At 64.3% G+C, this 15154-nt stretch carries 14 protein-coding genes; all 14 read left to right on the top strand.

Annotated features, from left to right (window positions below; all coding sequences use genetic code 11):
* Window positions 1-43 precede the first annotated feature (43 nt).
* The 14 genes from NG900_RS02330 (at window position 44) to bioB (ending at window position 14958) form a co-directional block, all read left to right on the top strand.
* Window positions 44-541: a MerR family transcriptional regulator gene (locus tag NG900_RS02330; RefSeq protein ID WP_252676286.1), complete on the top strand. Its 498-nt coding sequence runs from the start codon at window positions 44-46 to the stop codon at window positions 539-541.
* A gap of 174 nt (window positions 542-715) precedes the next feature.
* On the top strand, window positions 716-1897 hold the full coding sequence (locus NG900_RS02325; protein WP_252676284.1) for an isovaleryl-CoA dehydrogenase: 1182 nt from the start codon (window positions 716-718) through the stop codon (window positions 1895-1897).
* A gap of 157 nt (window positions 1898-2054) precedes the next feature.
* Window positions 2055-3893, top strand: a complete 1839-nt coding sequence (aceK, locus tag NG900_RS02320) for a bifunctional isocitrate dehydrogenase kinase/phosphatase (RefSeq protein WP_252676282.1) — start codon at window positions 2055-2057, stop codon at window positions 3891-3893.
* Between the two features lie 23 nt (window positions 3894-3916).
* Window positions 3917-4597, top strand: coding sequence for a carbonate dehydratase (can, locus tag NG900_RS02315; protein WP_252676280.1), 681 nt, complete (start codon window positions 3917-3919; stop codon window positions 4595-4597).
* Window positions 4598-5509: 912 nt separating this feature from the next.
* Window positions 5510-6691, top strand: coding sequence for an acetyl-CoA C-acetyltransferase (locus tag NG900_RS02310; RefSeq protein ID WP_252676278.1), 1182 nt, complete (start codon window positions 5510-5512; stop codon window positions 6689-6691).
* Window positions 6692-6713: 22 nt separating this feature from the next.
* A complete protein-coding gene (locus NG900_RS02305) occupies window positions 6714-7427 on the top strand; it encodes an SDR family oxidoreductase (RefSeq protein ID WP_252676276.1) in 714 nt (237 codons plus the stop codon).
* Between the two features lie 10 nt (window positions 7428-7437).
* The gene (locus tag NG900_RS02300; RefSeq protein ID WP_252676274.1) at window positions 7438-8568 is read left to right on the top strand and encodes an acyl-CoA dehydrogenase family protein; all 1131 of its coding nucleotides are present in this window, start codon (window positions 7438-7440) and stop codon (window positions 8566-8568) included.
* A 43-nt stretch (window positions 8569-8611) separates the two neighbouring features.
* Window positions 8612-9217, top strand: coding sequence for a 2-hydroxychromene-2-carboxylate isomerase (locus NG900_RS02295; RefSeq protein ID WP_252676272.1), 606 nt, complete (start codon window positions 8612-8614; stop codon window positions 9215-9217).
* Between the two features lie 49 nt (window positions 9218-9266).
* On the top strand, window positions 9267-9965 hold the full coding sequence (locus NG900_RS02290) for an HAD family hydrolase (protein ID WP_252676270.1): 699 nt from the start codon (window positions 9267-9269) through the stop codon (window positions 9963-9965).
* The gene (locus NG900_RS02285; RefSeq protein WP_252676268.1) at window positions 9965-10405 is read left to right on the top strand and encodes a YchJ family protein; all 441 of its coding nucleotides are present in this window, start codon (window positions 9965-9967) and stop codon (window positions 10403-10405) included. The genes NG900_RS02290 and NG900_RS02285 overlap by 1 nt, the downstream gene beginning before the upstream one ends.
* 28 nt (window positions 10406-10433) lie before the next feature.
* Window positions 10434-12041 carry a carboxyl transferase domain-containing protein gene (locus NG900_RS02280; RefSeq protein WP_252676266.1) on the top strand — a complete coding sequence of 536 codons (1608 nt, stop codon included), beginning with the start codon at window positions 10434-10436 and terminating at the stop codon, window positions 12039-12041.
* 21 nt (window positions 12042-12062) lie between these two features.
* Window positions 12063-13031 carry a dienelactone hydrolase family protein gene (locus NG900_RS02275; RefSeq protein ID WP_420804106.1) on the top strand — a complete coding sequence of 323 codons (969 nt, stop codon included), beginning with the start codon at window positions 12063-12065 and terminating at the stop codon, window positions 13029-13031.
* Window positions 13028-13825: an enoyl-CoA hydratase/isomerase family protein gene (locus tag NG900_RS02270; RefSeq protein WP_252676262.1), complete on the top strand. Its 798-nt coding sequence runs from the start codon at window positions 13028-13030 to the stop codon at window positions 13823-13825. Before NG900_RS02275 ends, NG900_RS02270 begins: the two co-directional genes overlap by 4 nt.
* Before the next feature lie 50 nt (window positions 13826-13875).
* On the top strand, window positions 13876-14958 hold the full coding sequence (gene bioB / locus NG900_RS02265) for a biotin synthase BioB (protein WP_252676260.1): 1083 nt from the start codon (window positions 13876-13878) through the stop codon (window positions 14956-14958).
* Window positions 14959-15154: the final 196 nt, after the last annotated feature.

Below are 15154 nucleotides of genomic sequence, written 5' to 3'. Positions count from 1 at the left end.
GTGCACCCTCCATCACACCGCTCTATCCCACCTTACGCGCCGTATGTCCGCATCCACTCCGTCTGCCGCAGCCGAGCTTGCCGCCGATCTTGAATCCGGCGATGCCGGCGAGCTTGCCGACGCCAGCTTCACCATCACGGACCTCGCACGCGAATTCGACATCACCCCGCGCGCCATCCGCTTCTACGAAGACCAGGGCCTGCTGGCGCCGGATCGCCAAGGCCCGGGCGGGCGCCGCCGCGTGTATTCCGCGCGCGAACGCACGCGTCTGAAGCTGACGCTGCGCGGCAAGCGGCTTGGCCTGTCGCTGGGCGAGATCAAGGAGATCCTGGACCTGTACGAATCGCCGCGCGATACGGTGCCGCAGCTGGAGCGCTTCCTGGCCTCGCTGGCGCAGCATCGCGCCGTGCTCACGCAGCAGCTGGATGACCTGAACGCCCAGTTGGCGGAGATCGACCAGCACGAACGCCAGTGCCGCCGCCTGCTCGACCATGCCCATGCGAGCGCCGCCAAGCCGCCCAAGCGACGCAAGGCCGCGTGATTCCGCAACCTTACGGTGTTGACGCATATTGACGTTTACGTAAACGTCAATACAATACGCGACACCCTGCCGGCACCGGTGCGTCTGCCACAAGCGGCGCGCACCTCACGGTGCCAGGCCTCACCCAGAGACACCAGCGGCCCCTTTCGCAAGGTCGCGCCCAAGGAGACCACCATGATTGACCTGCCCGGCCTGAAATTCGATTTGGGTGAAGACATCGAGATGCTGCGTTCGGCCGTGCGCGACTGGGCGCAGGGCGAGCTGGCACCGCGTGCGGGTGAAATCGACCGCACCGACCAGTTTCCGATGGACGCGTGGCGCAAGATGGGCGAGCTGGGTGTGCTCGGCATCACGGTGGCCGAGGAGTACGGCGGCGCCAACATGGGCTACCTGGCGCACATGATCGCCATGGAAGAGATCAGCCGTGCGTCGGCGTCGGTCGGCCTGTCGTATGGCGCGCACTCGAACCTGTGCGTGAACCAGATCCACCGCAACGGCACGCCGGCCCAGAAGGCCAAGTACTTGCCCAAGCTGGTGTCTGGCGAATGGGTCGGGGCGCTGGCGATGAGCGAGCCGAATGCCGGGTCGGACGTCGTCAGCATGAAGCTGCGCGCGGAGCTGAAAGGCGACCGCTACGTGCTCAACGGCACCAAGATGTGGATCACCAACGGCCCCGACTGCGACGTGCTGGTCGTCTACGCCAAGACCGAGCCCGAGCTGGGCGCGCGCGGCATGACGGCGTTCCTCGTCGAGAAGGGCATGAGGGGCTTTTCGGTGGCGCAGAAGCTGGACAAGCTCGGCATGCGCGGCTCGCACACCGGCGAGCTGGTGTTCGACAACGTGGAAGTGCCGGTGGAAAACATCCTCGGCCAGGAAAACGGCGGCACCAAGGTGCTGATGAGCGGGCTGGACTACGAGCGCGCCGTGCTCTCCGGCGGCCCGATCGGCATCATGCAGGCGTGCATGGACGTGGTCACGCCGTACATCCACGACCGCAAGCAGTTCGGCCAGAGCATTGGCGAATTCCAGCTCATCCAGGGCAAGATGGCCGACATGTACACCACGCTGCAGGCTTGCCGCGCGTACCTGTACACCGTTGGCAAGAACCTCGATTCGCTGGGTCGCGACCACGTGCGCCAGGTGCGTAAGGACTGCGCCGGCGTGATCCTCTACACCGCCGAAAAAGCCACCTGGATGGCCGGCGAAGCGATCCAGATCCTGGGCGGCAACGGCTACATCAACGAATTCCCGGTCGGCCGCCTGTGGCGCGACGCCAAGCTGTACGAGATCGGCGCCGGCACGTCGGAAATCCGCCGCATGCTGATCGGGCGGGAGCTGTACGCAGAAACGATGTAAGGCGCGGATGGCAAGGCTGGCGGCGCGGCGCCCTCAGCCAAACGGATAAGGAGGCGGAACGGTTTCAGGACGCGAACACGGCAGCCAAGGCCATACAATCGAGGTCTTCCTGGTTTGCTGGTCTTGTCGCTTTCCCGCCCTCCCCCGCGCATACGCCATGTCCCACTTCCCCAAGCTCCTCTCCTCGCAGATCGCCTTTGACGTCGCCCGCACGATGCTCGACGGTTTCGACAAGCACTACCGCTTGTTCCGCGAGGTCTGCGTGCTGGCCAAGGCGGCCTTCGAGCGTGGAGACTGGGCCGGCATGCAGCAGTTGCAGCGCGACCGGATCGCCTACTACGACGAGCGCGTGCGCGAAGCCTCGGTCATCCTGGAAGACGAATACGACGCCGAGAACATCGACGACGAAATCTGGCGCCAGATCAAGCTGCACTACATCGGCCTCTTGACCAACCATCATCAGCCGGAGCTGGCCGAGACCTTCTTCAACTCGGTGTGCACGCGCATCCTGCACCGCTCGTATTTCAGCAACGATTTCATCTTCGTGCGGCCGGCCATCTCGACGGAATACATCGAGAACGAGGAGTCGCCCACCAAGCCGACCTACCGCGCCTACTACCCCGGCTCACGCGACGGCCTGGGCGATTGCTTCGAACGCATCGTGCACAACTTCCAGCTCGAAGCCCCGTTTGAAGACCTGCGGCGCGATATCGGCTACCTCGTGCGCGCGGTGGGCGAGCACTTCGGCGACTATCGCATTGCGCCGAATTTCCAGATCCACGTGCTGTCGTCGCTGTTCTTCCGCAATACGGCGGCGTACATCATCGGGCGCGTGATCAACGGCGACAGGACGTACCCGCTGGCCGTGCCCATCATGCGCAACGCCGACGGCTCCCTGCGCCTGGACACCGTGCTGCTGCGCCCCGAGCAGTTGATGATCCTGTTCTCGTTCACGCACTCATACTTCATGGTGGACATGGAGATTCCGTCCGCGTACGTGACCTTCCTGCGTGACCTGATGCCGCGCAAGCCGCGCGCCGAGATCTACACCTCGCTCGGCCTGCAGAAGCAGGGCAAGAACCTGTTCTACCGGGATTTCCTCCACCACCTGCAGCACTCGTCGGACAAGTTCATCATCGCGCCCGGGATCAAGGGCCTGGTGATGCTGGTGTTCACGCTGCCGTCGTACCCGTACGTCTTCAAGGTCATCAAGGATTACTTTCCGCCGCCCAAGGAAACCACGCGCGAGCTGATCAAGAGCAAGTACCAGCTCGTCAAGCGGCACGACCGCGTGGGCCGCATGGCCGATACGCTGGAGTATTCCGACGTGGCCTTCCCGCTCTCGCGCTTTGATGAAGAACTCATCAAGGAGCTGGAGAAGCACGCACCGTCGATGGTCGAATACCAGCGCGGCGAAGACGGCGGAGAAGAAATCGTCATCCGCCACGTCTACATCGAGCGCCGCATGACACCGCTGAACATCTGGCTGCAGGAAGGCACCGATGCGCAGGTCGAACACGGCATCGTCGAATACGGCAACGCCATCAAGGAACTGATCGCCGCGAACATCTTCCCCGGCGACATGCTGTACAAGAACTTTGGGGTGACGCGCCACGGCCGCGTGGTCTTCTATGACTACGACGAGATCGAATACCTCACCGACTGCAACGTGCGCAAAGTGCCGCAGCCGCGCAACGAAGAAGAGGAAATGTCGGGCGAGGTCTGGTACAGCGTCGGCCCGCACGACATCTTTCCGGAGACGTACGGCACGTTCCTGCTGGGCGACCCGCGCGTGCGGGCGGCCTTCCTCAAGCACCACGCAGATTTTTTCGACCCGGCCATGTGGCAGTCCTACAAGGAACGCCTGCTCTCCGGACAAACGCACGATTTCTACGCGTATGACGCAAGCGAACGCTTCGTCAACCGATACGGCGCCGGCGCACAAGAGGTTGCAGCCGAACAAGCAACAACAACGCTGCAACGCGCCGCCGCCTAACTCTCTCAACACGTCGGGAAACCATGCCGAATCGCATCAAAGCGCTCTTTGAAAACAACCGGAAGTGGGTCGAGCGCGTCAACGCCGAAGACCCGACGTTCTTCTCCGCGCTCGCCAACCAGCAAAACCCCGAGTACCTGTGGATCGGCTGCTCGGACTCGCGCGTGCCTGCCAACCAGATCATCGGCCTCCCGCCGGGCGAGGTGTTCGTCCATCGCAACATCGCCAACGTGGTGGTGCATTCGGATCTGAACTGCCTGTCGGTGCTGCAGTTTGCGGTGGAGGTGCTGAAGATCCGGCATATCACCGTGGTGGGCCACTACGGGTGTTCTGGCGTGAAGGCTGCACTGACCAAGCAGCGCTTCGGCCTGGCGGATAACTGGATTCGTCATGTGCGGGATGTGGCGGAACAGCATGAGACGTATCTCGGCACGGTGGTGCGCGAGCAGGATCAGCATGATCGGCTGTGTGAACTGAATGTGATCCACCAGGTGAACAACGTGTGCCTGACGACGATCGTGCAGGACGCCTGGGATCGCGGGCAGCCGCTGACGGTTCACGGGTGGATTTATGGCGTGAAGGATGGGATGTTGCGCAATCTGGGGATGGCGGCGAGCTCCAATGGGGAGCTGCATGCGCAGTTGGCGGAGGCTTGGAAGAACTATGGCAAGGAAGGGAGTGTGCCGACGCCGGTTGGGTTTTGATTTTTGTTGTTAGGGGGTGGGGGTTTTTGTTGGTGGTCCATCCCTGGTTTCATCCCCTGCCGGGGCTGACTCACTTTCTTTGTCTTGCCAAAGAAAGTCAGCAAAGAAAGGCGCGCCCGAGATGGCGAAAGACTCCTTGAATTTATGTCGCAGGGAGGGGAAGGGAAAAACTCGCTTCGCTCAAACAGTTTCCCGTCTTGTTTCCGCCCGCTTACACAAATTCAAGGCGCCATCTAGGGCAAGGTACGGCCACACCGTCGCGGAGCCCTCGGCACCGGCTCTGTGAATCCCGGTGGCGGCGCTTTGGGAGTCAGCGCCGGCGCTTTGAGAGTCAGCATCGGCGCTTGGAGGCCCGACGCTGACGTTTCGAGACTCGGCGCTGGCTCTCCTGAGTCCCGGTGTTGGGTCTTTAGGTGTCAGCACCGGCTCTTTGAGAGTCAGCATCGGCTCTTGGAGGCCCGACGCTGATGCTTTGAGACTCGGCGCTGGCTCTCTTGAGTCCCAATGTTGAGTCTTTGAGAGTCAGCGCCGGCTCTTGGAGGCCCGAGGTTGACGCTTTGGGCTTCGATAGAAGCAAGAAACACAGCGCCACGGGGCAGCCCACAGATGGTGTGGCCGTACCCTGCCCTAGATGGCGCCTTGAATTTGTGTAAGCGGGCGGAAAAAAGACGGGGAACTGTCTGAGCGCAGCGAGTTTTCCCCGTCTCCGCCCGGTTACACAAATTCAAGGAGGGTGTCGCCATCTTGGGCGCGCCTTTCTTTGCTGACTTTCTTTGGCAAGACAAAGAAAGTGAGTGCCCCCGGCAGGGGGTGAAACGGGGGATGCACCACAAAACACAAACCCCAAAGCAAGAGACACATCAACCTGCACCACAAGTGCAGAACCATGTCGAAGCACACCAGGAGACCGCAATGTCCGACCGCATCATCATCGCCTCCGCCGCCCGCACGCCAATGGGCGCCTTCCAGGGCGAACTTGCCAGCCTGACCGCTCCCCAACTCGGCGCCGCAGCCATCCGCGCGGCAGTCGAACGCGCTGGCCTGAAGCCGGAACAGATTGAAGAAGTCATCATGGGCTGCGTGCTGCCCGCAGGCCAAGGCCAGGCACCGGCCCGCCAGGCCGCATTGGGTGCCGGCCTGCCACTGTCGGTCGGCTGCACCACGGTCAACAAGATGTGCGGCTCGGGCATGCGCGCCGCGATGAATGCCTACGACGCCCTGCTCGCAGGGTCGCTGGATGTGGTTGTGGCAGGCGGCATGGAAAGCATGACCAACGCCCCGTACCTGATCCCGAAAGGCCGCGGCGGCTACCGCATCGGCCACGGCATGATCTACGACCACATGATGCTCGACGGCCTGGAAGACGCGTATGACAAGGGCCGCGCCATGGGTACATTCGGCGAAGACTGCGCCGAGAAGTACGGCTTCACGCGCGAGGCACAAGACCACTTCGCGATGACGTCAGTGCGCCGCGCGCAAGAGGCCACCGAATCCGGTGCGTTCCGCTGGGAGATCACGCCCGTGACCGTATCGAGCAAGACCGGCGACACCGTCATCGACACCGATGAAGGCCCGCGCCGCATCAAGGTCGACAAGATCCCCTCGCTCAAGCCCGCGTTCAAGAAGGACGGCACGGTGACTGCCGCATCGTCCTCGTCGATCAACGATGGCGCCGCCGCGCTGGTGATGATGCGCGAGTCCACGGCGAAGCAGCTCGGCATCACGCCGCTGGCAGTGATGCTCGGCCACACCACGCACGCGCAGGCGCCGGGCTGGTTCACCACCGCACCGGTCACGGCCATCGACAAGCTGTTCAAGAAGCTCGACTGGAACAGCAACAACGTCGACCTGTTCGAGATCAACGAAGCGTTTGCCGTGGTGCCGATGGCGGCCATGCACGACCTGCACATCCCGCACGAGAAGGTGAACGTGAACGGCGGCGCGTGTGCGCTCGGCCACCCCATCGGTGCTTCGGGTGCACGCGTGATCGCCACGCTGCTGGGCGCGCTGCAACACCGCGGCGGCAAGCGCGGCGTGGCAAGCCTGTGCATCGGCGGCGGTGAAGCCACCGCCGTGGGCATCGAACTGTACTGAACGAAATGGAAAAGGCAGCGCGATGACGAACGCAACCTCCCGCCGCACGCGCACCGCCCTCATCCTGGGCGCGTCGCGCGGCATCGGCCTGGAAACCGCCAAGCAGTACCGTGCAGACGGCTGGCGCGTGATCGCTACCGTGCGCTCACAAGAGGCCGCACAGGCGCTGCAAACGCTGGGCGCCGAGACCCACGTGCTGGATCTGACCGACACCAACGCCGTCGCCGGACTCGCGTGGAAGCTCGACGGCGAGGCGCTGGACGTGGCGATCTACGTGGCGGGCATCTACGGCCCGCGCACGCAGGGCGCTGTGCCCGTCAGCCAGGCCGACTTTGATGCCGTGATGCATACCAATGTGTGGGCCCCGATGGGCGTGCTGCCAGCCGTGCTGCCGATGGTGGAAGCTGGTCGCAATGGCGCGGATGAAACGGGTGGCGTACTGGCCATCCTCTCCAGCCGCATGGGCAGCATCGGCGAGATGACGGGCAACGGCGGCTGGCTCTATCGCGCCAGCAAGGCTGCGGCGAATGCCGCGCTGCGCGGGCTGTCGCTCGACGCGAAGAACGCCACGTGCCTGACCTTCCACCCCGGCTGGGTGCAGACCGACATGGGCGGCGCCGACGCGGCCATCACGGTGCAGGAAAGCGTGGCCGGCATCCGCCGCGTGATTGCCGGCGCCACGCGCGCCGACAACGGTGGGTTCCGCAACTATGACGGCACCGTCATCGCATGGTGAGGGCGGAACGATGCTACTGACACAAGAACAGGAAATGATCCGCGACGCCATCCGCACCTTCGTGCGCGAGGCGATCACGCCGCACGCCGCTGCATGGGACCGCGATGGCACGTTCCCGAAAGACGTGCACCGTCAGCTCGGCGAACTGGGTGCGTATGGCGTGGCCGTGCCGGAAGAGCTGGGTGGTGCGGGACTCGACTACCTGTCGCTCGCCCTCATCCTCGAAGAGATTGCCGCTGGCGATGGCGGCACCTCCACCGTCATCAGCGTAAACAACTGCCCCGTGTGCAGCATGCTGATGGCGTTTGCGAATGACGCGCAGAAGCAGCAGTGGCTCGTGCCGCTGGCGCGCGGCGAGATGCTCGGCGCGTTCTGCCTGACCGAGCCGCACGTCGGCTCCGATGCCTCGGCCCTGCGCACCACCGCCACGCGGGATGGCGACCACTGGGTCCTCAACGGCGTGAAGCAGTTCATCACCAGCGGCAAGCATGCCGACGTGGCGATCGTCATGGCCGTGACCGACAAGGCAGCGGGCAAGCGCGGCATCAGCGCGTTCCTGGTGCCGACCAAGACGCCGGGCTACATCGTTGCGCGGCTGGAAGACAAGCTCGGCCAGCACTCTTCCGACACGGCGCAGATCGTGTTCGAAGACTGTCGCATCCCCGCCGATTGCCTGCTTGGCGAAGAAGGCGCGGGCTACAAGATGGCGCTGTCGGGGCTGGAAGGCGGGCGCATCGGCATTGCCTCGCAAAGCGTGGGCATGGCGCGCGCCGCCTTCGAAGCCGCACTGGCGTATGCCAAGGAGCGCGAGAGCTTCGGCCAGCCGCTGTTTGCGCACCAGGCGGTGCAGTTCCGCCTGGCGGAGATGGCCACGCGCATCGACGTGGCGCGGCAGATGGTGTGGCACGCCGCCAGCCTGAAAGACGCGGGCCTGCCGTGCCTGAAGGAAGCGGCCATGGCCAAGCTCAATGCCAGCGAAATGGCCGAGCGCGTGTGCTCCGACGCCATCCAGGTCTTCGGCGGCTACGGCTACGTGAGCGACTTCCCGGTGGAACGCATCTACCGCGACGTGCGCGTGTGCCAGATCTACGAAGGCACCAGCGATATCCAGAAGATCCTGATCGCCCGCGCGCTGGCGTAGGCGCTTGTTGGAAAGCCGCAGCACGACAACAGGGGAGCACATCATGAACGGGGCCATCGATTTCTACTTCGACTTCTCATCGCCGTACGGCTATTTCGCCAGCACGCGCGTGGAGGAGCTCGCCAAGCAGTACAACCGGGCCACGGCCTGGCACCCGATTCTGCTGGGCGTCGTGTTCAAGACCACCGGCAGCGCTCCCCTACCGCAGCTCCCGCTCAAGGGCGACTATGCGTGGCGCGACTTCGAGCGCACCGCGCGCTTCAACGGCATCGAATACCGCCGGCCGACGCACTTCCCGCTGCCCACGCAATACGCCGCGCGCGCCACGCTGTGGGTGCACGACCACCACGGCGGCGACCGCGCCATCGACTTCGCACGCGCGGTATATCGCGGTCTGTTTGTCGATGACGTCAACATCGGCGAGCCGACCGAGGTGATGAAGATCGCCGACACCATGGGCATCGACGGCGCTGCGCTCAATGCCGGCGCGAGCAGCCAGCAGATCAAGGACCAGCTCAAGGCCGAGATCGACCTGGCCATGTCGCGCGGCGTGTTCGGCTCGCCGTATGTGATCGTCGACGGCGAACCGTTCTGGGGCTTCGACCGCTTTGATCAGATCGAAGCGTTGCTGCGCGATGGACGTATCTGAAGGCAGCCGACACATGGACCGCCGGTAACAACCCACCAACGACACAAGCATGACTGCAGTCTCTCAACCCGCCTCGACCGAACCGCGCCACCCGCGCTTTGACGCCATCCTCTTCGATTGCGACGGCGTGCTGGTCGACAGCGAACCCCTTGTCAACCGGTTGATCTGGGAGATGCTGACCGAGCTCGGCATCAACATCAGCCAGGAAGATTCGATCAAGCGCTTCCTTGGCAAAGCCATTCGAGAAGAGCTGGACGCGATTGCCGAGATGCGGGGCGCGCCGCTGCCGCCCAATTGGTTGTCCACCTTCCATGCGCGCCGCAATGTGCTGCTCGAAGCCGAAGTGGAGGCCGTGCCGCATATCGCGCACGCCATTGATGTGCTCTCCAGGCTGGGCCTGCCGATGGCCGTGGCCTCGGGCGCCGATCGCACGAAGGTGGAGCTGCAACTCAATCGCACCGGGTTGATCGAGCACTTCCGGCCGACGGACGTGCGCATCTTCTCGGCCACCGAGGTCGAACGCAGCAAGCCCGCGCCCGATGTGTATCTGCTGGCTGCCAGCAGCCTGGGGGTCTCGCCGTCGCGTTGTCTGGTGATCGAAGACAGCCCCACGGGCGTCACCGCCGGCCACGCCGCCGGCATGACGGTGCTGGCCTACGCCGGCCGCAACGCGCCGGGCCCGCTGATTGCCGCCGGCGCCACGCGCACGTTTACCGACATGCGCGAACTGCCGGATCTGCTGGCCTGATGTCCGCGCCCCAAGCCAAGCCCATCGGCCCGAATGACGCCTGCCCCTGCGGCGGTGGCGACTATGTGCGCTGCTGCGGCCCCTTCCACGCGGGCGAGGCGGTGCCGGCCACGGCCGAGTTGCTCATGCGCTCGCGCTACAGCGCCTATGTGCTGGGCAACACCGCATATCTGCGCAGCACGTGGCATCCGTCCACCTGCCCCGCCGATCTGGAAACGACCGAGGCAGACGCCGCCGCCACGCGCTGGTTGGGCCTGGACGTGAAACGCCACGTACCGCAAGACGCCACGCATGCGACAGTGGAATTCGTCGCGCGCTACAAGGTGGGCGGCCGCGCGCATCGCCTGCATGAAACCAGCCGCTTCGTCCGCCTGGACGCCAGCGGCGCTGAATCCCCTGAGGGCCGTTGGCTGTACGTCGACGGCACCTTCTCCGATTGAACCTCGCTGCATTTTCCGCATCGCTGCCATGCCGACGCTAGACACCAAGCTGAACCCCCGTGCCGAAGACTTCAAGGCCAACGCCGATGCCATGCGCACCCTCGTCGCCGATTTGCGCGACAAGGTGGCCCGCATCGCCCAGGGCGGCGGTGACGACGCCCGCGCCAAGCACCTCGCGCGCGGCAAGCTCCTGCCGCGCGATCGCGTGCAGCAACTGCTCGACCCTGGCACGCCGTTCCTGGAGTTCTCGCAACTGGCGGCGTATGGCATGTACGACGACGCAGCACCGGGCGCCGGCATCATCACCGGCATCGGCCGCATCTCGGGGCAGGAATGCGTGATCGTCTGCAACGACGCCACGGTCAAGGGCGGCACGTATTACCCGATGACGGTGAAGAAGCACCTGCGCGCGCAGGAGATTGCCGAACAGAACCACCTGCCCTGCGTGTACCTGGTCGACTCGGGCGGCGCCAACCTGCCGAACCAGGACGACGTCTTCCCCGACCGCGATCACTTCGGCCGCATCTTCTACAACCAGGCGAACCTGTCGTCGAAGGGCATTCCGCAGATCGCGGTGGTGATGGGCTCGTGCACGGCGGGCGGCGCGTATGTGCCGGCCATGAGCGATGAGTCGATCATCGTCAAGGAACAGGGCACGATCTTTTTGGCGGGCCCGCCGCTGGTGAAGGCTGCCACCGGTGAAGTGGTGAGCGCCGAAGACCTGGGCGGTGCCGATGTGCACACGCGGCTGTCGGGCGTGGCGGACTACTTTGCCAATAACGATTCGCACGCGCTGGCCCAGGCCCGCAGCATCGTCGCGCACCTGAACCGCCGCAAGCCGGACCAGGTACAGATTCATGCGCCGGTTGAGCCGCGCTATCCGGCAGAAGAGCTGTATGGCGTGATCCCCACCGACACGCGCAAGCCGTTCGACGTGCGCGAAGTCATCGCCCGCATCGTCGATGATTCCGCCTTTGACGAATTCAAGGCGCGCTACGGCACCACGCTCGTCTGCGGCTTTGCGCGCATCTGGGGTTACCCGGTGGGCATCATCGCCAACAACGGCATCCTGTTCTCCGAGGCTGCGCTCAAGGGCGCGCACTTCATCGAGCTGTGCTGCCAGCGCAAGATTCCGCTGGTCTTCCTGCAGAACATCACCGGCTTCATGGTCGGGCGCAAGTACGAGAACGAGGGCATCGCCAAGAACGGCGCCAAGATGGTGACGGCGGTGGCGACGGCACAGGTGCCCAAGTTCACGGTCATCATCGGCGGCTCGTTTGGGGCGGGCAACTACGGCATGTGCGGGCGGGCGTATTCGCCGCGCTTTTTGTGGATGTGGCCGAACGCGCGTATCTCGGTGATGGGCGGCGAGCAGGCCGCCAGCGTGCTCGCTACCGTGCGCCGCGACGGCATCGAGGCCAAGGGCGGCCAGTGGAGCGCGGATGAAGAAGCCGCTTTCAAGGCACCGATCCGCGATCAATACGAACGCCAGGGGCATCCGTACTACGCCAGCGCGCGTCTGTGGGACGATGGTGTGATCGACCCGGCCGACACGCGCACCGTGTTGGGCCTGGGCCTGTCGGCCAGCCTGAACGCACCGATCGGCGACATGAACTTCGGCGTGTTCCGCATGTAAGCGGGCCGCCCAACGAAAAAAATGGAATTTGCAGTGAACAGGAAGTCCGCGCGAACGTGGCGCAGTGCATGGGCAGCCGCTGGCTGCGCACTGCTGCTCGCTGCCGCGCATGCAAGTGAGCCAGCAGCCGCAGCCGGGCCATCCGGCATGAGCGAGACGGTGGTAGACGTGCCCAAGTCTGCGGGCATCTTCACCATCAAGCTGGAAACCACGATCTACAAGCCGGCCGGCGACGGCCCGTTCCCGCTCATCGTGCTCAACCACGGCAAGGCGCGCGGCAAGGCATCGTTCCAGGCGCGCGCACGGTACAGCGAGCAGGCCGCGGCGCTGGTCGCGCGCGGCTACGTGGTGGTCATCCCGATGCGGCAGGGTTTCTCCCGATCCGGCGGCGCCTATATCGGCAGCGGCTGCAACGTTGAAGCCAACGGCATCGTCCAGGCCGAGGACGTGGTGGCCACGCTCGATTACATGACGCAGCAGCCGTACGTGGACCGCGACCGCATCGTCGTCATGGGCCAGTCGCACGGCGGCCTGACCACGCTGGCCTTCGGCACCATGGCCTACCCGGGCGTGCGGGGCCTGGTGAACTTTGCCGGCGGCCTGCGCAACGACACCTGCGTCGACTGGGAAGGCAACCTCGTACGCGCGTTCGAAACATACGGGCGGCAAGCGCGTTACCCGTCGCTCTGGTTCTACGGCGACAACGACAGCTACTGGCCCAGGCCGATGCCGGAAGACATGTTTGCCGCCTACAGCCGCGCCGGTGGCAAGGCGCGGCTGGTGGATTTCGGCAAGTTCAAAAACGACTCGCACGGCATGTTTGCCAGCCATGCGGGCCTGGCCATCTGGCTGCCGCAGGTCGACGCCTTCCTGCGCGAACTCGGCCTGCCCGCAGGTCCAGTCAGCCCTGTGCAAACGGCCACAGGCAGTGGCGCCGAAGCCTCTGGCGCAGACGACCCCAAGGCCGACACCAACAAGGACCCCGAATGAACGCCTCCTTCGAGACCCTCGCCTTCTCGCAACACGGCGCCGTCGCCACGCTCACGCTCAACCGGCCTGACGTGCGCAACGCGTTCAACGAGACGGTCATCGCCGAGTTGACTGGCGCGTTTCGCGCACTGGCCGATGAACCCAGCGTGCGCGCCATCGTCCTGTCGGGCAACGGCCCCGCATTCTGCGCAGGTGCCGACCTGAACTGGATGAAGAAAATGGCCGGCTACTCGGATGACGAGAACCGCGCCGATGCCCTGCGGCTGGCCGAGATGCTGCGCACCATCTACACGTGCCCGAAGCCCGTGATCGCGCGCGTGCAGGGCGACACGTATGCCGGCGGCGTCGGCCTGGTCGCCGCATGTGACATCGTGGTGGCGGTGGAGACGGCCAACTTCTGCCTGTCGGAAGCCAAGCTCGGGTTGATTCCGGCGACCATCAGCCCGTATGTGATTCGCGCGTTGGGGGAGCAAGCGTCGCGCCGCTACTTCATCACTGCTGAGCGCTTCTCCGCCGCCGAGGCGCATCGCCTGGGCCTCGTGCATGAACTCGTGAACGCCGACACGCTCGACGCGAAGGTGAGCGACATCACCGCCGCACTCGTTGCCAACAGCCCGAACGCCGTGCGCGAGAGCAAGCGCCTCGTGCGCGAAGTGTCCGGCGCGCCCATCAACGACGCATTGCTGGCGGATACTGCCGATCGCATCGCCGCCATTCGCGCCTCCGATGAAGGCCGCGAAGGCGTGCAAAGTTTTCTGGGCAAGCGCCGCCCGAACTGGCTGCTGCCGGCCTGACCCGCATCACTACAAAACCACGCATCAAGATTCGATTGAAGGAAGTCCTCATGCAATCCACTCCGCTCAACTTCGTTCCGAACGCCGCCAAAGCGCCTGTCACGCCAGGTCAGGCGCCCGATGCGCGCTGGAGCCGCGAAGCCATCGAAGCGCTGTTCGCACTGCCGTTCAATGACCTGCTGTTCCAGGCACAGCAGGTGCACCGCGCCAACTTTGATGCGAATGCGGTGCAGCTCTCGACGCTGCTGTCCATCAAGACCGGCGGCTGCCCGGAAGATTGCTCGTACTGCCCGCAATCGGCGCGCTACGACACCGGTGTTGAGGCTGAAAAGCTGATGCCGATCGACGAAGTGCTGGAAGCCGCATCGCGCGCCAAGCAAAACGGCGCGAGCCGCTTCTGCATGGGCGCCGCGTGGCGCAACCCGAAGCCGCATCAACTCGATGCCGTGGCCGACATGGTGCGCGGCGTGAAGGCGATGGGGCTGGAGACGTGCGTGACGCTGGGCATGCTCAAGCAGGAGCAGGCTGCGCAGTTGAAGGATGCGGGGCTGGACTACTACAACCACAACCTCGACACCGCACCCGAGTTCTACGGCGAGATCATCACCACGCGCACGTATCAGGATCGTCTCGACACGCTCGAGCACGTGCGTGATGCCGGCATCAATGTGTGCTGCGGCGGCATCGTCGGGCTGGGGGAATCGGTGCACGAGCGTGCGGGGCTGATTGCCGAGCTGGCGAACATGGAGCCGTATCCGGATTCGGTGCCGATCAACAACCTGGTGAAGGTGGAAGGCACGCCGCTGGCGGGGAATGAGGAACTGGACCCGTTTGATTTTGTGCGGACGATTGCCGTGGCGCGGATCACGATGCCCAAGGCGATGGTGCGTTTGTCTGCTGGCCGCGAGGCGATGGACGATGCGCTGCAGGCGATGTGCTTTATGGCGGGGGCGAATTCGATCTTCTATGGCGAGAAGCTGCTGACGACGGATAACCCGGAAGCGGATGCGGATCGCAAGCTGCTTGCGCGGTTGGGGATGCGGGTGGAGGTGCAGGATCATCTGCATCAAAGTGCTGATGCTGGGCACTCGCATTCTTCGCATTGCCATATCGACATTACGCCTGCCGATTGATGCGTTTGAGTAGGGATGGTTTTTTTGCTTGTGGTCCATCCCTTGTTTCATCCCCTGCCGGGGCTGACTCACTTTTCTTTGTCTTGCCAAAGAAAAGTAAGCAAAAGAAAGGCGCGCCCGAGATGGCGACTTCCCCTTGAATTTATGTCGCAAGGAGGGGAAGGGGAAAACTCGCTTCGCTCAGACAGTTCCCCTT

The sequence above is a fragment of the Ralstonia soli genome (assembly GCF_023955655.1).
Taxonomy (GTDB): Bacteria; Pseudomonadota; Gammaproteobacteria; order Burkholderiales; family Burkholderiaceae; genus Ralstonia; species Ralstonia soli.
This window is presented reverse-complemented; position numbering and strand designations above follow the sequence as displayed.